Origin of the sequence: Paenibacillus oryziterrae (assembly GCF_042610485.1) — a bacterium.
In the GTDB taxonomy this organism is placed as follows: Bacteria; Bacillota; Bacilli; order Paenibacillales; family Paenibacillaceae; genus Paenibacillus_AQ.
Genome location: NZ_JBGJZO010000003.1, coordinates 418980 through 442401 on the forward strand (window position 1 = coordinate 418980; position 23422 = coordinate 442401).

Annotated in this window: 25 protein-coding genes and 1 riboswitch; of the genes, 13 read left to right on the plus strand and 12 right to left on the minus strand. The window is 44.7% G+C overall.

The window, feature by feature from the left end:
• Window positions 1-165: 165 nt before the first annotated feature.
• The 3 genes from ACAN55_RS06510 to ACAN55_RS06520 all read right to left on the minus strand — a co-directional run bounded on the left by ACAN55_RS06510 (window position 166) and on the right by ACAN55_RS06520 (window position 3526).
• Window positions 166-882, minus strand: coding sequence for a sensor domain-containing protein (locus ACAN55_RS06510; protein WP_379129739.1), 717 nt, complete (start codon window positions 880-882; stop codon window positions 166-168).
• Between the two features lie 454 nt (window positions 883-1336).
• A riboswitch (cyclic di-GMP riboswitch) is annotated at window positions 1337-1426 on the minus strand.
• A gap of 70 nt (window positions 1427-1496) precedes the next feature.
• Complete coding sequence (locus ACAN55_RS06515; RefSeq protein ID WP_379129742.1) at window positions 1497-2585, minus strand: DNA polymerase Y family protein; 1089 nt, start codon at window positions 2583-2585, stop codon at window positions 1497-1499.
• Between the two features lie 14 nt (window positions 2586-2599).
• The gene (locus ACAN55_RS06520; RefSeq protein WP_379129744.1) at window positions 2600-3526 is read right to left on the minus strand and encodes a helix-turn-helix transcriptional regulator; all 927 of its coding nucleotides are present in this window, start codon (window positions 3524-3526) and stop codon (window positions 2600-2602) included.
• A gap of 129 nt (window positions 3527-3655) precedes the next feature.
• On the opposite strand from ACAN55_RS06520, the gene ACAN55_RS24240 reads away from it, so the two are divergent.
• From ACAN55_RS24240 to ACAN55_RS06550, 8 genes are all read left to right on the plus strand, one after another.
• Window positions 3656-3799, plus strand: a complete 144-nt coding sequence (locus tag ACAN55_RS24240) for a hypothetical protein (protein WP_489685766.1) — start codon at window positions 3656-3658, stop codon at window positions 3797-3799.
• 121 nt (window positions 3800-3920) lie between these two features.
• Window positions 3921-4127: a hypothetical protein gene (locus tag ACAN55_RS24245; RefSeq protein WP_489685767.1), complete on the plus strand. Its 207-nt coding sequence runs from the start codon at window positions 3921-3923 to the stop codon at window positions 4125-4127.
• Between the two features lie 300 nt (window positions 4128-4427).
• Complete coding sequence (locus ACAN55_RS06525; RefSeq protein WP_379129746.1) at window positions 4428-4730, plus strand: Dabb family protein; 303 nt, start codon at window positions 4428-4430, stop codon at window positions 4728-4730.
• Window positions 4731-4802: 72 nt separating this feature from the next.
• Entirely contained in the window at window positions 4803-5606 is an 804-nt protein-coding gene (locus tag ACAN55_RS06530) for an SDR family oxidoreductase (protein ID WP_379129748.1), read from the plus strand.
• Window positions 5607-5612: 6 nt separating this feature from the next.
• Window positions 5613-6320 carry a nuclear transport factor 2 family protein gene (locus ACAN55_RS06535; RefSeq protein ID WP_379129750.1) on the plus strand — a complete coding sequence of 236 codons (708 nt, stop codon included), beginning with the start codon at window positions 5613-5615 and terminating at the stop codon, window positions 6318-6320.
• 579 nt (window positions 6321-6899) lie between these two features.
• A complete protein-coding gene (locus ACAN55_RS06540) occupies window positions 6900-7061 on the plus strand; it encodes a DUF255 domain-containing protein (protein WP_074108930.1) in 162 nt (53 codons plus the stop codon).
• A gap of 1018 nt (window positions 7062-8079) precedes the next feature.
• On the plus strand, window positions 8080-9180 hold the full coding sequence (locus ACAN55_RS06545) for a DUF1648 domain-containing protein (protein ID WP_379129754.1): 1101 nt from the start codon (window positions 8080-8082) through the stop codon (window positions 9178-9180).
• A gap of 207 nt (window positions 9181-9387) precedes the next feature.
• On the plus strand, window positions 9388-11481 hold the full coding sequence (locus ACAN55_RS06550) for a thioredoxin domain-containing protein (protein WP_379129850.1): 2094 nt from the start codon (window positions 9388-9390) through the stop codon (window positions 11479-11481).
• A 90-nt stretch (window positions 11482-11571) separates the two neighbouring features.
• Here the strand turns inward: ACAN55_RS06550 and ACAN55_RS06555 are convergent, their stop codons facing one another.
• Window positions 11572-11853, minus strand: coding sequence for a hypothetical protein (locus ACAN55_RS06555; protein ID WP_379129757.1), 282 nt, complete (start codon window positions 11851-11853; stop codon window positions 11572-11574).
• A gap of 73 nt (window positions 11854-11926) precedes the next feature.
• Between ACAN55_RS06555 and ACAN55_RS06560 the strand changes: the two genes are divergently transcribed.
• A complete protein-coding gene (locus ACAN55_RS06560) occupies window positions 11927-12304 on the plus strand; it encodes a MerR family transcriptional regulator (RefSeq protein ID WP_379129760.1) in 378 nt (125 codons plus the stop codon).
• A gap of 84 nt (window positions 12305-12388) precedes the next feature.
• On the opposite strand, the gene ACAN55_RS06565 is transcribed toward ACAN55_RS06560, so the two are convergent.
• Window positions 12389-12670 (minus strand): hypothetical protein, encoded by a 282-nt coding sequence (locus tag ACAN55_RS06565; RefSeq protein WP_379129763.1) that lies wholly within the window; start codon window positions 12668-12670, stop codon window positions 12389-12391.
• 191 nt (window positions 12671-12861) lie between these two features.
• On the minus strand, window positions 12862-13776 hold the full coding sequence (locus ACAN55_RS06570) for an ArsR/SmtB family transcription factor (protein ID WP_379129766.1): 915 nt from the start codon (window positions 13774-13776) through the stop codon (window positions 12862-12864).
• 166 nt (window positions 13777-13942) lie between these two features.
• Here ACAN55_RS06570 and arfA point away from each other — a divergent pair, with 166 nt between their 5' ends.
• Both arfA and ACAN55_RS06580 read left to right on the plus strand, forming a co-directional pair.
• Window positions 13943-15448, plus strand: a complete 1506-nt coding sequence (gene arfA / locus ACAN55_RS06575) for an arabinosylfuranosidase ArfA (RefSeq protein WP_379129768.1) — start codon at window positions 13943-13945, stop codon at window positions 15446-15448.
• 90 nt (window positions 15449-15538) lie between these two features.
• Window positions 15539-15901, plus strand: a complete 363-nt coding sequence (locus tag ACAN55_RS06580; RefSeq protein WP_379129771.1) for a hypothetical protein — start codon at window positions 15539-15541, stop codon at window positions 15899-15901.
• A gap of 97 nt (window positions 15902-15998) precedes the next feature.
• Here ACAN55_RS06580 and ACAN55_RS06585 read toward each other — a convergent pair whose 3' ends face one another.
• From ACAN55_RS06585 to ACAN55_RS06610, 6 genes are all read right to left on the minus strand, one after another.
• Window positions 15999-17633, minus strand: coding sequence for a hypothetical protein (locus tag ACAN55_RS06585; RefSeq protein WP_379129774.1), 1635 nt, complete (start codon window positions 17631-17633; stop codon window positions 15999-16001).
• On the minus strand, window positions 17617-18324 hold the full coding sequence (locus ACAN55_RS06590) for an ABC transporter ATP-binding protein (RefSeq protein WP_379129776.1): 708 nt from the start codon (window positions 18322-18324) through the stop codon (window positions 17617-17619). Before ACAN55_RS06590 ends, ACAN55_RS06585 begins: the two co-directional genes overlap by 17 nt.
• Window positions 18325-18501: 177 nt before the next feature.
• The gene (locus ACAN55_RS06595) at window positions 18502-19068 is read right to left on the minus strand and encodes a beta-class carbonic anhydrase (protein ID WP_379129780.1); all 567 of its coding nucleotides are present in this window, start codon (window positions 19066-19068) and stop codon (window positions 18502-18504) included.
• Between the two features lie 88 nt (window positions 19069-19156).
• The gene (locus ACAN55_RS06600; protein ID WP_379129782.1) at window positions 19157-19528 is read right to left on the minus strand and encodes an iron-sulfur cluster biosynthesis family protein; all 372 of its coding nucleotides are present in this window, start codon (window positions 19526-19528) and stop codon (window positions 19157-19159) included.
• Between the two features lie 185 nt (window positions 19529-19713).
• Window positions 19714-20442, minus strand: a complete 729-nt coding sequence (locus tag ACAN55_RS06605; RefSeq protein WP_379129784.1) for a hypothetical protein — start codon at window positions 20440-20442, stop codon at window positions 19714-19716.
• Between the two features lie 122 nt (window positions 20443-20564).
• The gene (locus ACAN55_RS06610) at window positions 20565-20741 is read right to left on the minus strand and encodes a hypothetical protein (RefSeq protein ID WP_379129787.1); all 177 of its coding nucleotides are present in this window, start codon (window positions 20739-20741) and stop codon (window positions 20565-20567) included.
• Between the two features lie 348 nt (window positions 20742-21089).
• Between ACAN55_RS06610 and ACAN55_RS06615 the strand changes: the two genes are divergently transcribed.
• Complete coding sequence (locus tag ACAN55_RS06615; protein ID WP_379129790.1) at window positions 21090-22607, plus strand: carboxypeptidase M32; 1518 nt, start codon at window positions 21090-21092, stop codon at window positions 22605-22607.
• Window positions 22608-22701: 94 nt separating this feature from the next.
• On the plus strand, window positions 22702-23349 hold the full coding sequence (trhA, locus tag ACAN55_RS06620; RefSeq protein WP_379129792.1) for a PAQR family membrane homeostasis protein TrhA: 648 nt from the start codon (window positions 22702-22704) through the stop codon (window positions 23347-23349).
• The last annotated feature ends 73 nt before the right edge of the window (window positions 23350-23422 follow it).

Below are 23422 nucleotides of genomic sequence, written 5' to 3' on the forward strand. Positions count from 1 at the left end.
TAACTATTGCTTGTCCAAAGGCATATTGATGCAAACTGTGAAACTGCCTTTCTCCATTCGGACTTCAACCCAAGAGCTAACGCCCATACTGTGCGCACTGAAAAAATGAGCTGTCCCAGACAGCCATTTCATGGCTTAAGGGACAACCCGATTCATTACTATTAATTAATACTGCTGTACTTCATCGTAGGGTACAAGCAACATTCTACGTTGTACATCCATAAGCAACCGAATCGCCCAAGATGCGATCACGGCAACGACAAATCCAGCTACAACATAAGAAATGTACTGTTGAGGTAATGTCCAGTGGATATTAAACAAAGAAAACACACTATTCTCAAGAATGTTCAAATCCATCGTTTGCAGAAAAATCTGATGAAGCACAGGTAGTGTAATCAGACTCAATGCAGTCGCTACCATAGCTACCGTAAGTGAAAAGAAGATAATACTGGAAACGAACCGCCCCATAATTAACATGATGTTACGTGCAAAATTCGCACCATGAAAACCCAATTTCATTCGTTGAAGGAAGCCTGCTACCTCTTTCTGCATATCTGATCTATGTTCCTCAGTCGATCTAGGAATATCCAGCAATGATCTTACTAGCTCTTGTTCAAATTTAACGATGTAATCTAATCCCTTAGCTACTGCAAAAAACAAGGGAATGCCGATGAAAATTGGTGTTAATCCAATGGATAACGCTAGCCCTGTCACCATAAACACGAAATAGACAATCGTGATCGGCAATGATATTAAGAAATATATAATACTCCGGTATGTCTTGGGACTTCCTCCGCGTTTGCGAGGTTTAGATTGTGATTCTACAGGAACTTGTATGGAATCCAGCACTCCAATCGGCCTAGTATACACTTTATCATTCATTTTCTCTGTCCTTCCTCTCACGTTATTCAATTAATTTCATTATACGTGGTGAAGATAAGACTCAACACAGTCTGGGGAATGGAGTTGTACTAGACCTAAGACTAGGAGTTGTTTCTCCAAGCAGCAGGAATTAAAAGTCCAAATAAAGATTATCTTTTCGTAAGAAATACATATTTATATGAAGTTGTTTAAAAACTCCATTCCTTTTTCATTCGATGGAGTTAACCTTTTCGGAAAGTTATTAATTTCCTTATTGGAGGGTCGTATGTACGAAATGCTCTGTTTTTATTCTGACCTCCGAAAAGGATAGAAGCAGGGAATGATCATATGGGTACCCCTTTCACCGGGGCATGGCGAAAGCCCTGCATTTGATACCCCAAGAATCATTCGTCAAAAGCCAAACGGCAAAGACCCGCCCTCGTTATACGTTATAAGGGCGGGCTTTTGCATGGCTTCCGGCAGCTAGGTTATCATAACGCTTTTTGAAGCATCTTAGACCCTGCGGCTACGTCCCCACCTTTAGATGGGTTTGCCCTTAACTCCATTTTTTTGTAATTCTTATCATATCCGTTAACAATTATTTTAGAAATTTAAAAGAATTCCTATTTTTGAAGTCAGGGAAATTTATCAAATAAGGTTAGTTGTTCACCCTCAGATAAATCCGTTAAATCACTAGCCGTTACTCCTATAAGTCGTAAGGGAACCTGAAAACTGTAATTATGACTTAAAAGATCTATAGCCTTTTCTGCAATTTCTGTAGCTGTATATGTTGGAAAGCTTAGTTTTCCCTGGCGGCTTTTTGTGCGGAAGTTAGTGTCCTTCAATATGATTTGTACTGTTTTACATTTTAGATTATTTTCCTGGAGTCTTTGAGCAACACCTTCCGAAAGAAATAATATATAATCCCGGGCCTCCTTGATGTCCATAACATCTTTGGGTGTTGTTAGGCTATTACTAATTGTTTTATATTTTTCTTTCTCAGTGATATATGCAACAGGTGTGGTATCGAGACCATTTGCATATGTCCATATTTTTCTTCCAGTATTGTCTAAAATATGTTGTAAAAATTCTAGCTTTGATGTTGCGATATCTCCAATAGTATATATCCCATGCTTACTAAGTATATTATTAGTGGCATTGCCTACGAAAAGAAGGTCAGAGGCAGGAAGCGGCCAAACCTTCTCCTTGAAATTATGACGTGAGATCATTGTTGTAGCATCGGGTTTTTTCACATCAGAGCCAAGCTTCGCAAACACTTTATTCCATGATATACCGACCGATATTGTCAATCCTGTTTCAGACTTGACCGTCTCCCTTAGTGTGTTAGCAAATGCTTCTACTGAATCTTGATTTAGTGATGAACTCGTCATATCCATCCAGCATTCATCTAAGCCAAAACTCTCCACTTGACTGGTATAACGCGCATAAATTGCCTTCACTGTTCCGGAATATTCCCTATACAAATCGTGGTGGGGCAACACTGTTAACAGTTCGGGGCACTTACTTTTTGCCTGCCTGATAGATTCGGCAGTTTTTACACCATATTTTTTAGCGAGTTCATTTTTGGCCAATATAACTCCATGTCGATTTTCTTCATGACCTGCAATAACAGCCATTGGCACTGATTTAAGCTCAGGGTTCAATAAACACTCCACACTTGCATAAAATGAATTCAAGTCGGCATGTATTATAATTCTTTCCATCCTATCACCTTCCTTTACTTGCCAGAACCACCCGTTCGATTCAAATTCCCCATCAATACCTCTATCTTGCTCATAACAGCATCACGTAGACTTTGAGGCTCTATCGCTTGGATAACCGGGCCATAGGAGAGAAAGTAATTTGAAAGCCAATCTCCTTCAGGCATAGATGCGATAACTGTAAAAGATCCATCTTCATGTCTTGTTATTTGTTTTTCACTAAAGTCATCATATATTCTATACGCTCCCTCAGGAGAGATTTTCAACCGAATATCAATAAATTTCTGAAATTGATTATCTGTCGCTTCGGCCGCAGATTCTACTAATGTCTGTTGCTCAAAAACATCTTCAGTGATTTGAATATTAGCCATACGGGATATTTTGAAAGTTCTGTGTGTTCTTTTATCATAACAATACGCTTTTAAATACCATGCCTTATCCTTAAAAATCAACTTAATCGGCTCAACCTTGCGCACGCTTCTCACACCCGAGGTGTTAAAATATTCGAAAATAATAATATGTTTGCTGATAATTGCCATTTTTAGTGCACTAAAATTTTCTTTGTTTCTTTCATCACTTCCCCAGGGTGAGAAGTCCAGTTCAATCCAATTAACATCACTCTTTTTGAAAAGACTGCTTAATCGTGAAAGAATAGTCTCGATTTCCGGATACCGCGCTGCTGATAGATTCTGCAAGGCGAGCAGTATTTCATCCTGCTCTTTTTCAGAAAGTACCGACTTATTCAGTATAAATTTGTCAAGAATGACGATTCCGCCGCCTTTGCCTTGATTCGTATAGATAGGTATGCCAGCGCTGCTTAATGTCTCAATATCGCGATATATTGTTCTAACCGATACTTCAAAACGGGTGGCAAGTTCTTTCCCCGTAGTTTCTTTTTTCTCAAGTAAGTAATAAACAATGCCGAAAAGTCTGCTGATCTGCATTAAATCACCTCAATCCAAGCACAGTATATCATTCTTAACATGACACTAGTGTGTCATATTTAAAATGATACATTATATTAAGCACGTAACAATTTTAGTTTATTAAAATGAATAGTATAACTGCCGCCAATTGAAAAAATACATGAGGCCTACAGCGCCATTGTTGACAACCGTGTAGTAGTCGATAATGGCTCTGCAAAAGTAACGTCTTCAAATATAAGTGGAGTTCTGTTAAACCACCAAAATCAAATTAGGAAAAAATATTTATTTTGAAGGAGACAATAAATGGCGGAATTATTAATGGACAGTTGTGATGTTCAATACAGCCTTGACACACGAGGAGATGAACCGGTGCATGTTTGGATTGCATACGGTATTAATTCCGTAAAGGCAAATAGTAAGTCATCCCGCAAATCCTTTTTTTCTTTCCGATAAGACGGTAGCAGGTAGTATACACTTTACTGTGACGCGTAAGTATAGCTTTTCAGAAATGACCACTCGCCGTCGTTATCTGGGTAATCATCGGACTGTACTTCAAGTGAGCGGCCAGGAAGTTGCTGAAACGATTTTAACAATCAAAATGCTTGAACATCATCTTTGATCTATCACGATTACGATAATAGTTACAAGGGAGACTACGGGATAAGTAATACTGTTTAAGAAGTATTGTTAATTCTAAAGGGAACAGAACATTAATAAAAGTGAAAACTTGTCTTATAGAGTAAAAGCACGACACTGTAATAGAACCTCTGGACATACAACTGGTGATGAAGAATTGGATTAATGTTTTGATAACTATTTATTATTACAAAACCTGACGGACTGTCGTCAGGTTTTGTCCATTATATTGATAATTGTAATTGAGCTTTAGAACAACATTAATATGAAAAGGAGAAAAGCTATGATTGCAAACAATGTATTATTAAAGCTAAAGAATCCGGAAAAAGATACAAGTGAAGTACAGGCCGCTCTTCTCAGCATGAAAGGAAAAATTGATATCCTTCTGGATATACAGATTGAAAAAAATGTTCGTCCTGAGGAAGGTGCTTATGATGTTCTTTTTATCACGAAATTTGCATCCATGGAGGACCTGGATGCATATCTTGCACATCCGGCACATTTGGAAGTTTCAAAATTTATTTTCAGTGTCCTTGATACAATGGCCTCTCTGTGTTATGAGGTAAGCACGTCACGCACTGATTAATTAATTAATCAATTTGTACTGTTTTCGGAACAATAGCATCCTGAATAAAACTTATAATAGGAGGTTTCATTAATGGAAAAAATCAACCATTTCATTGTTGATCCCAAAGAATTTGAAGGCAAACATATCCTTGTTACCGGTGGTACCCAGGGAGGAATAGGGGAAGCAACTGTAAAGCGCCTTACGAAAGCTGGCGCTACGGTCATCACAACAGCTCGAACCACCCCAGATCATTTAAAGGGATCGGATTTATTTATCCAAGCTGATATCAGCACGCCCGATGGCACCACAAAGGTTGTGGATCATATACTTGAACGCTTTGGCGGCGTCGATATCCTCGTCAACAATGTCGGCAGTTCTACAACCCCGGCCGGCGGCGTTCTTAAGCAATCCGATGCAGACTGGCAGCAGACGTTTGAGGCTAATTTCTTCGCTGCTGTCCGGCTGGACCGCGGGTTGCTGCCGCCAATGATTAAGCAAGGCTATGGTGCTATCATTCATGTCACATCCATACGGCGGCGCTTTCCAGGAGAAGATACCATGGTATATTCAGCAGCCAAAGCTGCGCTTGGAAATTACAGCAAATTGCTTGCAACTGAACTTGCACCCAAAGGCATCCGTGTTAACAGCGTTGCACCCGGTTTCACCGAAACAAAGTCTACTGAAAAATTCCTTAAGCAGATGGCAGAGGAACTCGGATACGACTATAACGACGCCCGGCAGGCTGTGATGGATTCCCTCGGCGGTATCCCAATAGGACGAACAGCGCGTCCGGAGGAAGTAGCAGAACTGATTGCTTTTCTAGTATCTGACCGCGCTTCCTACATTGTCGGTTCCGAGCATACAATCGATGGCGGCGTTGTCCGCACATTATAAAGGTGGATGATGATTATGATGAACAACAAAATTCAATTACCCCAACCGGTTGAGAAACATTTTCATGCGACAAATACAGATGATCCCGCGACCTTCCTTTCGATCTTTGCCGAAGATGCCGTTGTTTTTGATGCCGGCAAAGAATATCACGGGAAAACCGCTATCAAAGAGTGGAGCGACCACGACTATTTCGAAGCACGTTTAAGACTGGAAATCACAAATGTCGTTCAGAATGCCAAAGAGATCGTTGTTACCGCAAAATCAGACGGCAATTACGACAAAACCGGACTACCGGATCCCCTCTATCTTGATTTTCATTTTACTGTGGAAGGAGATAAAATAACATGCCTGCGCATTGTTCTTTCCTCTAACAGTAGGGCAATTCCTTTGCCGCAGCCTATTGCAGCCTATTATCATGCCTCAGATATCTTTGACGATGACCTTCTCGCTAACTGCTTTGCCGAGGATGCCATTTTAGTTGACGTGGGAAAAGAATTTCATGGTCCCGAAGTTATCAGCAAGTTTATTGTCAAGGCAAACAGGGACGCTGCGGGTAGGACTGAAATCATCAATTGTGCGGAGAAAAATGACGAAACGGTTGTCACCGCCACTATTTCAGGTAATTTCAATGGCAGTCCAATTCCACTGGATTTCCACTTCACGCTTAATAACGATAAAATAAAAGCCTTGAATATCGTAGTGTCAGGTAAATAAGGATGATGGTAGAGAATTTAATTCAGGTAAATCAAGATCAATGCACAAAGTGAGGTCTTTGCGTGAAGGTCTGCCGGGGTACTCTCTGTATGGGAGCACATGATCGGGAGTAATCAATAATATCTGCATTGCCTTTAAGTTAAGGCGCTAGCCAAAAAAATCAAGATCAAGAGCAGGTTGTCGAAAAGACAACCCGCTCTTTTTTGCATAAAAAACTTGACATTCATCTGTAAATGTATGGCGAAGCCCCTTGAAAAACAAGGAGGTTATGCCAAAGCTGACATCCCCCATGCGAGAAATGTCAGCGGCCCCCGCACCCTTTGTCAAAAACCCGGAGAAAGATTATACCCGAAAGAAAAGCTCCCCTTTGAAACGGTTATGTAACTCCTCATCTGCATGGGAGGCAACAGCCTATATAAGGAACTTTTGGAATCGCAGGGCTACGATGCATCCACCGCCACTATCTCTTTAGGATAACTTATAGTAGTAAATCATATCTCGAGCCTTCCCCCAACAAATTGGGTAAACTAACTCTAAGCAATACTTTACCCAAATCCCAACGAAACGAGGTGATGCCCCATGACAACTCACAAAGTACCCAATAGATTAGCCAAGGAAAAGTCGCCGTATCTACTGCAACACGCGCATAATCCGGTGAACTGGTTCCCTTGGTCGGAAGAAGCTTTTGAAGTCGCGAAACGTGACAACAAGCCTGTCTTCTTATCTATTGGGTATAGCTAGTTGTTGATTCACACGTACCTGTCATTGGTGTCACGTCGGTGAATTCCACTCTTTTAATCTTAGTTTTTCATCCCATACTAAATTACTTTCCTTTATTAACGGACAAGAAAGTGTGGTTATAGACATTCATTTATTTAGAATAATATGGTAATATTTAACGATCCTGATTTAATATTATTTGAGTATACGATGTATAAGAAGCTTGAAATCTGTGCAAGATATTTTTGACGGTGTGAAGAGAGGTGTGGTTCCGTTGGACCATTCGGTGCTAGGGCTACAAGAGGAATTTAACTAATCACTAAGTCAACTGAAAGCGAGGGGTTGTGTCGCAGAGCATCTCTGAACACACACGCCTAGTAGCATTCCTTTAAAACGGAAAGTGAACAAGCGGTGCCCAAGTATTTCTAATGATGTGAAGTGTGACTTTTAAAGATACTCGAACGATCAAACACCGTCGAAGGGGAGCCTGTAAAAGGGCTCCTTTTTCTATTGCTTAAACGAAACAATCCATTCCGCAAATGTTATGGTTTTAATGGACTAGATGCTACAAAAAAGGGGCTGTCCCAAAAGTAGCGAGCACGTTAATTTCTGTAACGTAACCTGATCGAGGTGGAGCAAACCTATCTCTTAATGCTGGAATTACAGCTATCGAATTAACCTCACAGAAAATTTATGTATTTGTAATAACACCATTTCATTCTGATGAGCAGAAAACGTATGAAATAAAAAAATTGGGATAGCGAATACCTGTCCTTTACCTACATAGAGTTTCAAACAGATGTACTTGCCATAATTCAGTTGTCAGATGAGTGCTCTGCGTAACAAAAGGTCTGGATAAATGTTAATTTCACCCATGTAGTCACTGAAATGGATTATAATTAAATTTATGTTCAAGTCGATTACCTATCCTAAGTTAATAGGATAATCATACGCAAAAAGGCATAGTGATGAATCGCCTAAGCTCTAAGGGTTATAGAGTTTTCGAATACACACTTTTGTATAAGAGGAGGCGAATGATATGACGATAATGCCTGTTATAATAATGATCTTTGTATTTGTACCTACCATTGTACTCATGGTAAGTATGCCTTATTTAACAAGAGTGACGATTAGTTTTGGAGTCACCGTCAGTGCTGTACAATTCCACAGTGAGCCTCTGCGCCAGATGCGGAAGTCATATGCTAGGATTAGTGCCACCTTGCATACCATCCTTTTCATTGTTTGTATCATCTGCCTAATATACGGTGATGAACATTCCAAGCAACAAAGTTGGATCATTGTCACTTATTCATTCGCCATGGTCGTAATCTCCCTAGTCATAAACATTAGCTATCATTTCAAAATGAAAAGTTTACTACCTATGCTGCCGATTACTCAGGAACCATCAATCATGGCAGTGGACACTGGTTTTCGGAAAAGAAACATTGGCTTGTCTAATAATTGGCTCCTCATTCATGTATTATTTATTGTTGTTAGTATTGTAACTGTGCTACTCAACTACGATCAGATTCCTGATCAGATTCCGATCCATTACAACAGCAGTTGGAACGTTGACCGCTATGCAGATAAATCTTATAGTTCTGTGTTTATGACTACGATAATACAAGTGTTCATAACACTTTTGTTCATATTTGAGAATTGGAGTATTCGCAGAGTGAAGCAGCAGGTTCAACCCACTGATCCGAACCGTTCCATTAGACAAGACGTAACTTTCCGCCGTACTTGGTCATGTTTTATGATTACAGCAAGCTTCTTAATAGTTATCCTGTTTTCCGTCGTGCAACTAAACATGATAACTCTGCTTAACATCAATTTCGCTATCCCCATTATCCTAATCATAATAGCCTTTATCATGCTATTCTACTTCGCCTTATCCTTCTGGGCTGGTCAGGGCGGAAGCCGCTTGGAACGATCTGCCGATTACTCCAATGTCAGACCTGTCCATGATGATGATAAATGGCTGTTAGGTATGATTTATTTCAATCGTAAGGATCCAAACCTAATCGTCGAAAAAAGGTTCGGAGTCGGCTGGGGATTAAATTTCGGTCACCCAGTAAGCTGGCTGATTTTGTTCGGAATTATTGTACTGTTAGTTGTAATAACAAGGCTTAGAGGTTAGTGCTCACCGTTATTTGACTCGAACATAAGTGAACCGATACGATAAAAAAACGATTTATATGAATGAAGGTGAAAAACAATATCTTCAACCTGCAAAGATAAAGAGAAAAGGTAAACCGAGGCACTAGCCCTTGTTGGTGTCTTTTTGACAATCAACGGGTAATACTAACAATGGCACATTCCGCATAAGGAGGCTACATAAATGGAGATCAAAGAAGGCAATCAGCCTAACCGATTGATAAATGAAAAATCCCCCTATTTGCTGCAACACGCCCACAACCCCGTGGATTGGTATCCATGGGGTGATGAGGCTTTTGCTAAAGCGAAGTCAGAGAACAAGCCGATTTTCTTATCCGTCGGCTACTCGACCTGCCATTGGTGCCACGTCATGGAACGCGAATCCTTCGAGGACGAAGAAGTCGCGAAACTACTGAATGATAACTATATTGCGATAAAAGTAGACCGCGAGGAGCGGCCGGATATCGATACGCTCTACATGTCGGTGTGCCAGGCGCTCACGGGGAGCGGGGGATGGCCGCTGACGGTGCTGCTTACACCGGAGAAGAAGCCGTTTTATGCGGGAACCTATTTCCCGAAACGGCGAATGTACGGGCGGATTGGACTTATGGATGTACTGGAGCAGATTCGCAGCAAGTGGGAGCAGGACGGAAAGGCTCTGAACCAGATGGGGGATGAACTGCTGGCCGAGCTTCAGGCTGCAGAGCATACTTCACCGGAGAAGTCTGGAAATACAGAAGGCACAGAGGAGCAGCTCCTGCATGATGCCTATCAGCTCTACGTTCGTCAGTTCGACGAGCAGTATGGCGGGTTCGGTCAGGCACCGAAGTTCCCATCTCCGCATAACCTTTCCTTTCTGCTGGCTTACAGCCAGAAGTACAATCAGCCGAAGGCACTGCACATGGTGGAGATCACGCTTGAAGCGATGTATAGGGGCGGAATGTACGATCATGTCGGATTTGGGTTCTCGCGTTATTCCACAGACCGGGAGTGGCTGGTGCCGCATTTTGAGAAAATGCTGTATGACAACGCGCTTTTGGCGTACGTCTATCTGGAGGCATTTCAAATTACCGGGAAACGTTTATATGCGGAGATAGCCGAGAATGTGTTCACGTATGTGCTGCGGGATATGACCTCGCTGGAGGGAGCATTTTACTCTGCGGAGGATGCCGATTCCGAAGGGGAGGAAGGCAAGTTCTATGTCTTCACCCGTGAGGAGCTTGAAGAGGCTCTAGGTCTTGAGGATATGCACTCCTACTGTCATGTATACGGAATCACGTCGGAGGGTAATTTTGAAGGCAAGAATATTCCGAATCTGCTGCAGGGCCTGCCGGATGAACTGGCGGCACAGCTTGGGATGAATCCGCTTGGGCTTCGTACCCGGATGGAGGAGTGGCGGGAGAAGGTGTTTCATTACCGGGACAAGCGTATCCATCCTCACAAGGATGATAAGGTGCTGACCGCCTGGAATGGTCTGATGATCGCCGCTCTGTCCAAAGGTGCGAAGGTGCTGCAAAAGCCGGAATACGCCCGAGCAGCCGCAGCTGCAGCGGATTTCATCTGGAACCGGATGCGGCGCGATGATGGTCGTCTTCTTGCCCGTTACCGGGACGGTGAAGCGGCATTCCCGGCGTATCTGGATGATTACTCATTTCTGCTGTGGGGACTGACGGAGCTATACGAGGCTACAGGCCAGGCAGAACATCTGGAACGGGCGCTTCAGCTCAAAGACGGTATGCTGAACCTGTTCGCAGATCACGAACGGGGCGGATTCTTCTTCACAGGTACGGACGGGGAACCTCTTCCGATCCGCTCGAAAGAACTGAATGACGGCGCGATGCCATCCGGGAATGCTGTGGCGACGAAGATACTGTGGAAGCTTGCTACCGTAATCCAGGATGTGGATTTAAAAAGCGTGGCTGAACGTACGGCTTCTACACTCGGAGCAGCGGCAACGCAGTATCCACCGGGGTACTCGATGTATTTACAAGCCCTGCTGGCAATGACCGGCGGAGGTAAGGAGTGGGTACTGTCCGGCAAACGCCAGGATCCGGCACTCCACGGTATGTTAGCCCATGTACAGCAGGCCTATCTACCTGATGCTTCCTTGATCGTGAAATGGGAAAGCGGCGACAAAGAAGAAGAGATTATGAAGCTGCTGCCGCATTTGGCGGATAAACCTTCGATTGGCGGGAGTGCGACAGCGTATCTATGCCGGAATTTCGCCTGTCAAGCGCCAGTCACGAATGTGGATGCCGTCAGGGAGCTTTTGGGCAAAGAGTAAGCATGATGAGGCAGTAATCTATCTTGGATGAATTCAGCGCCGGAAGAACGGATAAGCAGCATCCGTAGCTTCCGGCGCTATTTTCTGCGATCAGATCAGCAGAACCCCCGCGAACAATAATGCGGAAATCCCGCAGCGGATGAGCAGATGAAGCGGATGAATACGCCCGTGCAGCACATAGCCGTTCTTTATGGTACAAGCAATCAGCCCGATAAGTCCGGCACCTGCCATAAGGACATGAATACTGCTGAGCAGCAGCAGGCAGGAGAAGAAGAAGTTGGCAGACATCAGCGGCGTTCCCAGCTTGCTGCGCTGTGATACGGCGGCGAAGCCCATAAGGATGGCATAGGTCACAATAAGCCAATTGAACATTATTAACCCCCTCACCATGAGATATAATAAATACAACATATGGGGTTAACCCCATGACAAGGGGGGGCGGCTAATGCAGATCGGTGAGTTTATCAAGGCCACGAACACTACCATGGACACGGTCAGGTATTACATGGATCTCTCGCTCCTGTGTCCGGAGCTGAAGAGTAACCGGTATTTTTTTACGGAACGGGAAGTCATGGACTTTGGTGTGATTATACAGCTCAAGCAGTGGGGTTTCGCGGTGAAGGAGATTCAGGGTCTTTTTGAGTACAAACGGCAGTCGGGCTGCGGAACGGAGGAGCTTCTAAGCTATGTGCACCGGCTGCTGATAAATAGGGTACAGTCCATCGAGGAGAATCTGGAAGTACTGCGGAAGCAGAAGGAAGATGTACTGAGAAGCCTCCACGAAGTGAATAGCTTGCTGACAGGGTTACCCCTCCATGAATGAAAGGCATTGTACTCTGTGAAAAAAACACAGGGCGCATAACGTTTCGTTATACACCCTGTGTCCTTAATGAATGAAGCGATAATGCTATTTATTTTGTTGTTTGTATTTTTTCCATTCGGTATTATGAACAAATAGCTTAGCACCCGTGTCGAGTTCTTCAACTAGCTGTATTTTCTTATAGTTCGAATAAACTCCCCAAAAAACGACGATTGGAAGGATTAATATTAAATACCAGACAGATTGAACGACAGCTAATATTACGAATAGAATTGTCAACAAACTTGTTCCGATAAATATCATAAATTCATTTTTAGTTGCTTGCTGCTTATACTTTTTTGAAAAATCAATGGTTTGAACTTTGCTCATTCCGATATCACTTCCTCTCAATAAGTTCCTGTAGTATCCGCGCAATGGCATCGACGGTATCATACCACAATTTCTCCCCTAAGGCAGCGCTTGCGTGAGTCGGGTCGCCGATAACTCCTGTATCCTCATCCGAATTCTACTGTCAAATCGCTTCCTCCAAAGTTTACGGTTATTTAGTGTGCCAAAAAAGGTTATTCCCCCGCTTTATAATACGTCCGGAACACAATATCCTGATTATAATTGCCGAAGCCAACCCCATACAGGGTTAATCCGCCCACATGGGCAGCATCTTCCTTGACCTCTAGCCGTAGGGTCCACTGGTTCCGGTCCACAGCCAGATCCTGTAAGGTTATGTCCGACATCCGCTGCCCGTCGAGGAAGGTGCCACCCGCATTAATCTGAATTTGCTTCAGATACCCGTATTGGTTGACGTCATCTCTCCACCACGCAGGGGTATAGGTCCCTCTTCCGTCTCCAGAATCACCGGGACTTGTCCAGAAGCCAAGCTCTGTACCATTCAGGATGAAGCTGATGTCCGATGGCCAATTGCGGTTAATGCCTGGTGCTTCGGAGCCGATCTCCAGCGTAATCTCGATTTCCTCAATCTTCTGGGAGGAGAGCAGATAGTTAGGCAGACGGTATTCGACATAGCCTTTGCCGAACCAGAGGATGCCTGCATTTACACGCTCCGGGTCAAGGAAAAAGCGCGGATCGTCGAACTGCCCGATAATCCGGTTTGGAGTGGCCAGCCCGCAGGTGGGAGCAATGTCAAAGTCATTGAAATGTCCGATCGGGACAGAGATTTCATGAAACAGTCTGGGAACATGACGAATGACAGGGAACAGGATCTCAATCGATTCCACAGAGAGCGTATTCATTTTGTGGGTGCCGCCATCCAGACGGACCATCTCCGATTGGATGATACCGGCATCCTGCAGCTTGCGAACATGCATGGAGACAATAGCCCCGCTGAGCTTCAGCTGCGCCGCCAGATCTTTGTTATTCATGGGCTGTTCTGCCAGCAGCCGGATAATATTCAGTCGTACTTCACTGGCTAAGGCCTCGAATAAAGGCAGCCAGGATGAATCTGTGTAAGCTTTTATCAAGTTCAGCCCTCCAATCTATTGCTATTCTAAGGCAGATTTAATGTTTATACAAATGCATTGGCAAAAAATGTTGCCGTTGAGTGGATAAAACCTTAATATAATAGATAAATTAATGCATTTACGAGTTGATTAATAATTATATTAATCCATACGGAGGGACAGAGGAATGACAGTTAAAGCGACGATGATTGTGGACAAAGATTTCGTGATTGGGGAGATTGATAAGCGGATTTATGGATCATTTATCGAGCATCTGGGCAGGGCTGTGTATGGCGGCATTTATGAGCCTGGTCATCCGCAAGCAGATGAGAACGGTTTCAGGAAAGATGTGCTGGAGCTGATTAAAGAACTTAAGGTGCCAATTGTCCGCTACCCCGGCGGAAATTTCGTCTCCGGCTACAATTGGGAGGATTCGGTCGGTCCGGTACATGAACGCAAACGCAGACTAGAGCTTGCCTGGCGCACTATTGAGACGAATGAGTTCGGCTTCAATGAGTTCGTGGATTGGGCCCAAAAAGCCAATACCGATGTCATGATGGCGATTAACCTGGGAACCCGGGGAATTGATGCTGCAAGAAATATTGTGGAATACAGCAATCATCCGTCAGGAACGTATTGGAGCGACCTCCGGCGTGAGCATGGATATGAACAGCCGCACGGCATCAAGACCTGGTGTCTGGGCAACGAGATGGACGGGCCCTGGCAGATCGGCCACAAGTCAGCAGTGGAATACGGACGGTTGGCGCAGGAATCGGCCAAGGTGATGAAGTGGGTGGATTCAAGCGTTGAACTGGTTGTGTGCGGAAGCTCGAGTATCGCGATGCCAACCTTCCCGGATTGGGAAGCTACGGTGCTTGACCATACGTATGAGCATGTGGAATATCTGTCGATGCATCAATATTATGGCAACCCTGAGGATGACACCCCGACCTTTCTGGCCCGTTCGCTGGAGATGGATGAGTTCGTCCGCACGCTCATAGCGACCTGTGATTATGTGAAGGCGAAGAAACGAAGTAAGAAGAAGATGCTGTTATCCTTCGACGAGTGGAATGTCTGGTATCATTCGCATGAGGCGGACAATAAAAGAGATCCCTGGAGTATCGCGCCCCCACAGCTTGAGGATATCTATAACCATGAGGATGCACTCCTTGTCGGTTGTATGCTGATCAGTTTATTGAAGCATGCGGACCGGGTGAAAATGGCCTGTATGGCCCAGTTGGTCAACGTAATTGCTCCTATCATGACCTCAAATGGAGGGGGCGCGTGGAGACAGACGATCTTCTACCCGTATATGCATACCTCGGTGTATGGGCGTGGCAAAGCACTGGTACCGCTAATCAACTCACCGAAATACGATTCCAAGGAAATTACAGATGTACCCTATCTGGAATCTGTTGCTATACACAATGAAGAAGCAGGTGAGGTAACGATTTTTGCCGTCAACCGCCATCTGGAATCCTCATTGCTGCTGGAGGTGGATCTCCGGAGTTTCGGCTCATGCACGCTGATCGAGCATACCGTTATGGAGAGCGAAGATTTGAAGGCCGCCAATACGGAGCAGCAGCCAGATCGCGTTAAACCGCATCGTAACGGTAGTGCTGGGGTGGAGGGGGCGAAGGTTACAGCATCTCTAGCCAAAGCGTCATGGAATGTGATTCGTCTGAAAGTGTAGTTAAATGAATCCGTAAGCAAGCTGGGCTGCACCCCGGCATAGGCATCCGCATAGAATGGAGCAAATCCATTTACGGAGGACTGAGTTTAAATGTCGACATATAATCCCGGCCAGCAGACCGTTATTTATCAGGCAGACCCTGCTGTGGTAGAGCATTTGCATGGAATTAAGAAAACCTTGCACAACAACTGTAAGCCATACATGAACCATCCTGTGACGGTGCAGACCATAGATGGTCAAATGCACGAAGGCATGATTGCAGGCATGGACAACAAGCACTTGTACCTGTCAATAACACTTACAGCGGATATGTCCAGGGGCTATTACAATCCTTATTATCCCAAGCCTTATCCGCCATATCACCACTATCCGACCCCTTATCCCTATCCAGGCGGCGGCAATGTAATCCTGCCTTTGGTGCTCTATGAGCTGCTGGCGATCTCGCTGCTATAAAATAGCACACTCTACAGAGAAATAGCACAAACCTCCGCCCACTTTACAGTGGTAGCGGAGGTTTGTGTCGTTCCGGGACGATCTCAATAGCCACCCCTTATTTAATACGGAAAGTCCGGGGTGATATCCGGTACACCAGAACCAGTGCGGTGGCCACATATAACGCAGTAGCAGCAATGACCACCGGTGCGAAATAGGCGGGAGCCGTATTGAACTGGAAACAGAATAAGCAAATAGCGTACACAATGGTGTTCACGATGAAGAAAAAAGGATTCTTCATATTAAACTCTGCCGCATACGGCTGGAAAATGTAATACATGAACAAATGATGGACCGTGAAGAACAGTGACAAGAACAGGATTGAGACGCTAAAGCTCAGCGCTTCTGGCATCGCCCATTCTTCTCCGGAGAACAGGATTAGCGCGTTTACGGTGATGCAGATGGCGGCTGCCGGAATCAGGTTAAGCCCGGCTATTTTCAGCAGACGGATGTTAAAGTTCTTGAGTATGGTCTCTCTTTCGCGATAGAAGCTGTATCTCAGCAGACTGAGATCGCAGTTGTAGAACATAGCCTTGCAGACGCGTTCACCGATGGAGGTGAAATACATTACGAATACAAGTATAGGCAGTGATTCCGTCAGCTTGGAGGCAATGAGTGGAGCGGAGTCAGGAGCAATCAGCATTCCCGCAAAACCAGCAGCACAGAGGGCGCCGATGATGTACAGCCTCCGAAGAACAGGCTCGATCAGGAAGCGCCGGTGGCGTGCGAAGAAGATCGCATTGAGATAAACGTACCCGCTTTTTCCTTGGAAATGGTCTACGGTGGAGTATTTGAAGCTGCTGTCCTTCTCCTTGATGCTGACTTCAGCCTTTTTCGCATTTTTCATCATCCGGCCCATATCCAGCAGAGGTTCGTCGGTTTTGCTTACGGCATCCACCGCTTTGCGGAAGTCCGGATATATTGCGATGTACCAGGCAGCACAGGTACCGAGTAATAACACGATCAGTACGCTCGGCACATTAAACATCCAGTGACTGTGGAGCAGAGGTCTCCCAAGATACAGCGTTCCGTATGCTACTGCATAACCTCCAAGAATTACAGTCCAAATAAGCGGGTAGTTTCTCCACAGCAGGCTGCCGCGCTTCTCAAAGTTCCATAGGGCTAAGGCTTCACCAATGAGGCGCCATGCGGCCATCATCAGGGTGAACAGAAGAGCATGAATGAACGTGGCACCGAGCAGTGAGAAGAATACCGAGACCGCCGGCAAAAAGTAAATAACAAAGGTTATATATTTGTAGGAAAGTGTAGCATGCATATACCCCTCTGCTGGCAGCTTCATTAGCTTCACACAGATGTATTTGTCACGTTTTGGTTCCAGGATGACTGTATTGGAGATAGCAGCGACGATAAAACTAAGCAGGACGAAGATCCCCAGGAATAGATCGAATTGATCGCTGGCAGGCAGATCTTTCTGGAAATAGACGACAGGTAAATACATCAGCACACCTATGTACAAAAATTTGTTCAGTATCCCCCAGATCATGCCCAGGATGGTTACGACGACGGTAAGATTCTTTTTGAGTGAGATTTCGGCATACAGTCGATCTTTCGCCAACTTGCCGATCAGCGGTATTTTCTGATAAAAATAAATCAGCCGGTTAACCGAAGAAGAAGCGCGGATATTCAGAATATTATTAAGTGTAGAGAACAGTGCACTAATCATGGCTCTCATCCTTCAGCATTTGAATGATCTTCTCTTCAAATTCTGCGCTGTGCAGGGTACTGGCGGGAATCTCTTCAAGCTTACCGTTATTTAGAATTACGAGCTCGTCGCAGAGGTCGGCGGCCAACTGCAGAATATGGGTCGAGAAGATGATGATATGATCATCCTTCATCTCACGGAGCAGCTTTTTAATCTCCAGCGCCACCACAACATCGAAGGAGGTCAGCGGCTCATCAAGCAGGATCAGCGGCGGACGGGTAATAATGAAGCAGAGCATCTGGATTTTGTTCTTCATGCCGTGGGAATAGCTCTTGATCAGGCGGTGCCGGTCGTCCGGACCGATCTTGATCAGTTCGAAATAGGAATCGATGGTCGCACCAGGGATGATTTTATCCATGTTAATATCCATAAAGAACTTTACGAACTCATATCCGGTCAGGAAATCAGGCAGAATTGGCAAGGAGAAGACATATCCGATATCTTCGCTGGCAAGCGGCTTCTGCTGATCATTTACAGCCAGAAACGCAGCCCCCATATCCATATCCGTCTCACCGCTGAGACAATTGAATAATGAGGTCTTGCCCGCGCCGTTTCGTCCCAGCAGACCGTAAATTTTCCCCTTCTCAAAGGTGTAATCAATTCCCTCCAATACTTTTTTGTCCCCAAAAGACTTATGCACATTGTCCAAAATCAGCTGCATGTCAGCACCGTCCTATTCATTTGAATACCAATACCACTGAGTTATGGATGTAGCTGTATTCGATATCTCCCGGTAATACGTTAAAGCGAACAGGCAGGTTTCACCCAGCTTAATAAGCATTGTTCCATAAAAAAGGGCATGGATCCTAGATCCATGCCAAAAGCAGTTGGAGAGTTGTCAATTCGGGCTGTACCCGTCCGAGACGAGTTCAAGCGCTCCGGTAGCCGGATCAATGATCATGCCGTGAACGGGTATGCCTGGGGGGAGCAGAGGATGTTGCTTAATCAGCTCCACAGTTTGAATTACCCCGTCCTCAACATTGTCAAACCCGCGCAGCCATTTGGACAGCTTGATTCCTGAGTTCTCAAGGGTGGACAATACTTGATCCGAAACGCCGCGCTCTTTGATGGAATTGATCATTCGTTCCGCATTCAGCGAGGCCATGCCGCATTCATAATGCCCAACGACGATAACTTCATCCGCATCCAGCTCATATAAGGCAACCATGACACTGCGCATGACGCTTCCGAATGGCTGGGAGATGACGGCTCCGGCATTTTTGATAATTTTGACATCGCCGTTCTTGAAATTCATCGCCTTCGGCAGCAATTCCACGAGACGGGTATCCATGCAGGTAATAACCAGCATTTTTTTATCCGGATAACGACTGGTTAAATAGGCTTCATATTCTTTCTTCTCAACAAAATCGCGGTTAAATTGCAGAATATCCGATACTTGACTCATGGCATGCTCCCCCTCTACAGTTCTTAAATTCTTCCTCTACAGCTTCCTTCAGTCATCCTTTTTGCAGCTAATCTTAGTTCATGCTGTCTTATGATTTAATAGTACAGGCGGCGGATCGATCTTCGGAGATATCTTTCCCGCCATTTCGTGTATCCCTCACCAATACGTTGGTTCCATATATTTGTGAATCACTATCCAGCTTAAAGGAAGAGAACCGATCTTCCGCATCCAGACGCATCCGTTCTTCATAAAAAATCTCCTGCTGGCGGCTGACGGCAAAGGACAATTTGCCCGCTTCAATCGTTAAATCCTCAGGACCCGTCTCATCGACAATTAACAGTACATTAATACCATCACAACCGCAGTCCACTGTATCGTAAAAGAGCTTGAATATTCCAGGTTGATCTCCAAGCCTTTCGATCAGCTTCTTCTCAGCGGTTGGTGTTACTTGAATAATCATGGTCTCACGCTCCTTAGTAGTTGATTATACGGATTATAATTAAAATGCGTCAAGTTCTCGGTTGGGCCTGGCGCATCGTTATTATCAATATGTAATAAATGCCGTAAATGAGGTGTTCTCTAAGATTTTATAAGAGGAAATGAAAGAAACCCCACCAGAATCATATCTCTGGTGAGGTTGTTTAATTAAATATAATAAGAATCGTAACCTGTCTGAATTGTCATAGCTGCGTCAGAATAAGTAGTTGTAGTTATCCAATGAAGTGGGCGATAAGGCGCTGCATCCCAAAGTGTTAATTTATTGTACCAAGTGTAAGGTATTCTGTAACCATAAATTCCAACAGCAAGGGTAGTAGCGATGGAAGCGGGGATGCTCATAAAAGCAGTAATAACACCAATTAATATCGAAAGTACTGCGAAATCACTATTGAAGCTCCCACTGATACTGTCTTTTACATACCATGTAGTACTCGTACTTGCAACGGCATTAGCCGCAGTCTTATTGCTTTTTGATGCGGGTAAGTTAACCTCCTTGCTTTGAACGATTTCATTGTCAACTAGTACTTGATCATCAATGGTTTGAACTACATGATTATCACCTTCGGTGTTAGAGATAACGACCGTTGGAATTCCATCTACAGTCTTTCTTTCAAGAATGTCAACACGATCGCCTTGAACAACCTTTAACTTTGTCCAATCTTGATCTGTTCCCTCAAGTATCTCTACAGTTCCAGTTACAGATTTTGCAGAGGCTTTGAATACCTCATTTCCGTCAGACGTGAGGTAAGACGAACTTTGTACTTGCGGTTCCCCCGGATAAACGGGTGCAGCAGACGCGAAGTTACTGAGCGGTGCTACGGATACTGTAGTAATGATTGAGAGTACAGCAATAGCCTTGATAAGATGATTTTTCATTGATTCCTCCTGGAAAGATATAATTGGGAAAGATAACCTCCCGGAGATATTTATACCATTTAAATGTAAGTTTAATCAATAATTAAAATTATGTATTTATTTTACATATATAATAATATAAATCATTTTTTATATCTGACCCGAATGATCATCTGAGCAATCCCCCCTAAAATAAACACTATTTGACCGATAAGAATAACATCCTTCTCAAACTGGCCGTGGTTTGTGGTTTGTAACTTTATCCCCGCCACCCAGGTGATGAAGCCTAAAATCATAATGAGGTAACCTAACTTTTTCATATTAAGTACTCCCTTCAATAGTGAGTGTTAGAAGTAGACGAAATAGAGTGGAGTATTTTCTATAAATTCATTTAATATCTATATATTTCTATTTTAGCGCAAAATTAGTTGTTTAGCATACAATAAAGAAATAATTTTAGTGACAATGTTGCTTTTAGATTTGAGACTTAAGCTTGGGGGATGGAATCTATTGATTCAGGTGAAAGTAGATAACATTCTCGAAAAACGCTCATTCCACGCGGGTTTAACTTATTTAAGCTATTTTCTTGGAGGCAAAGTTGATTATAGGTATCTAAAAAAGTATCATCAAGAGGTGATCGTAAAACAGAGAAAGCGGGTGTCCCATTCATGGAACAACACGTAGCAGAGCAGTGGGAAAGATTCAGCGCACTACTTACAAAGATCAGCGGGTACAATGAGGCCATCGGACTGCTGCATTGGGATCTGCGTACAGGCGCGCCGCGCAAGGGAGCGGAGATCCGTTCCAGAACCTTGGGCATGCTGAGCGGAGAAGGCTTCAGACTGGAGACGTCGGAAGAGATGGGAGAACTAACAGAGTTCTTCAGCCGTCCGGCGGTTATGAATCAGCTAACTGATCAGCAGAATAAAATCGTCAAGGATTGCCGCAAGGAATACGAGCGCAGCAAGAGCATACCGCCGGAGAGATTCGAAGAATACTCTATATTGGCCGCGAACGCCCAGACGAAATGGGAGGAAGCCAAGGATTCCAATGATTTTGCGTCGTTTCAGCCTTTTCTTGAGAAGATTGTGGAGTTCAAAAAAGAGTTTATCGGGTTCTGGGGTGTAAAAGATACACCATATGATACGCTTCTAGATCTGTACGAGCCCGACTTGACCGTAGCGAAAGTTGACGAGGTCTTTAGCCGCCTGCGGGCCCGCTTAGTACCGCTGGTTGAAGCGATCACCGCTTCTCCGAACAAGCCGGATACGGGATTTCTTAGTCGAATCTTCGAGAAAGAGCAGCAGGAGAAGTTTGGACTGTTTATTTTGGGTCAGATGGGATACGACTTTGAAGCGGGTCGGCTCGATGAGAGTGTTCATCCTTTCGCTACCGGACTGAATCCCGGAGATGTCCGAATTACGACGAGTTATCTTCTGGATAATGTGACCAGTGCGATATTCAGCTCCCTGCATGAAGGCGGACACGCCCTCTATGAGCAAAATATTAACAAAGACCTGGTGGGAACCCCTCTTGCCCAGGGTGCGTCGATGGGTATTCATGAATCCCAGTCCAGACTATGGGAAAATATGATCGGACGCAGTCTACCGTTCTGGCAGCGGTATTTCGCTGATTTGCAGCAGCATTTTCCGGTTCAGCTTGCTGGAGTTACTGTAGAAGAATTTTACCGGGCCATTAACAGTGTCGCCAATTCCTTTATTCGGATTGAAGCGGATGAGCTGACCTATAATCTGCACATCATCGTGCGCTACGAGATTGAGAAGCTTATCTTTAATGAAGGCTTGGAAGTGAAAGACCTGCCTTCTGTATGGAACGCGAAATACCAGGAATACCTCGGAATCACACCTCCGAGCGACAGTCTGGGTGTTCTACAGGATGTGCACTGGTCGGGCGGCGACTTCGGCTATTTCGCTTCCTACTCGCTTGGGAATATGTATGCGGCACAAATTATGCACACTCTGCGCAAGGAGCTTCCGGACTTCGACGAATTGATTGCTTCCGGCAATCTGCTGCCGATCAAAGAGTGGCTGACCGGGAAAATTTATGTATACGGCAAAAGCCTGACGCCATCTGAGATTATCGAACAGGTGACAGGAGAGCCCTTGAATCCGGATTATCTGGCGGATTACCTGGAGGCGAAGTATACCGAGCTGTATAAGCTGTAACTTCTTATTCGTATAGAGTTCCAGGCAGGCACAGTGGAACGGAGCCGATGAACGAGCTATAATAGAAGAAAATGATTCACGGAAGGATTTTGGTATGGCGGATACTTATACTTACAGCCGCAGGGAAGAAGTGGCCAATGCGATCACCCATGGTATTGGAACAGTACTCAGCATTGCTGCATTGGTACTACTGGTCGTGTTTGCTTCACTAAAAGGCACGGCCTGGCATGTGGTCAGCTTCTCCATTTACGGCACAACGATGCTGCTTCTATATTTGAATTCAACCCTGGTACACAGTCTAAGGGATGGCAGAGCTAAAGATTTGTTCGAGTTCTTTGACCATTCTTCCATTTACCTGTTTATTGCCGGGACGTACACTCCGTTTCTGCTTGTGGCGATCCGTGGACCGCTGGGCTGGAGCTTGTTCGGGATTATCTGGGGCGTTGCTGTCTTCGGTGTCTTTTTCAAAGCGTTTTTTACGAAAAAGTTTCTGTTCATGTCGACGGTCTTCTATATCGCCATGGGCTGGCTGATCGTAATTGCCTGGCATCCGTTGTCTCTGTCTGTTGCTGACGGCGGGATGACACTGCTGATGGCGGGTGGGATTCTGTACACACTGGGCACGATATTTTATGTGTGGAGAGGGTTTCCATTTCACCACGCGATCTGGCATATGTTCGTGCTCGCAGGAACGGTTACCCACTTTTTTGCCGTGCTGATCTACTTGCTTCCGATCCGCTGATGGGATATGAAGTAACTCAAAAAAAGATGACAAGCAAAAGTGCTTGACATCTTTCTTTGTTTTCGGTATTATA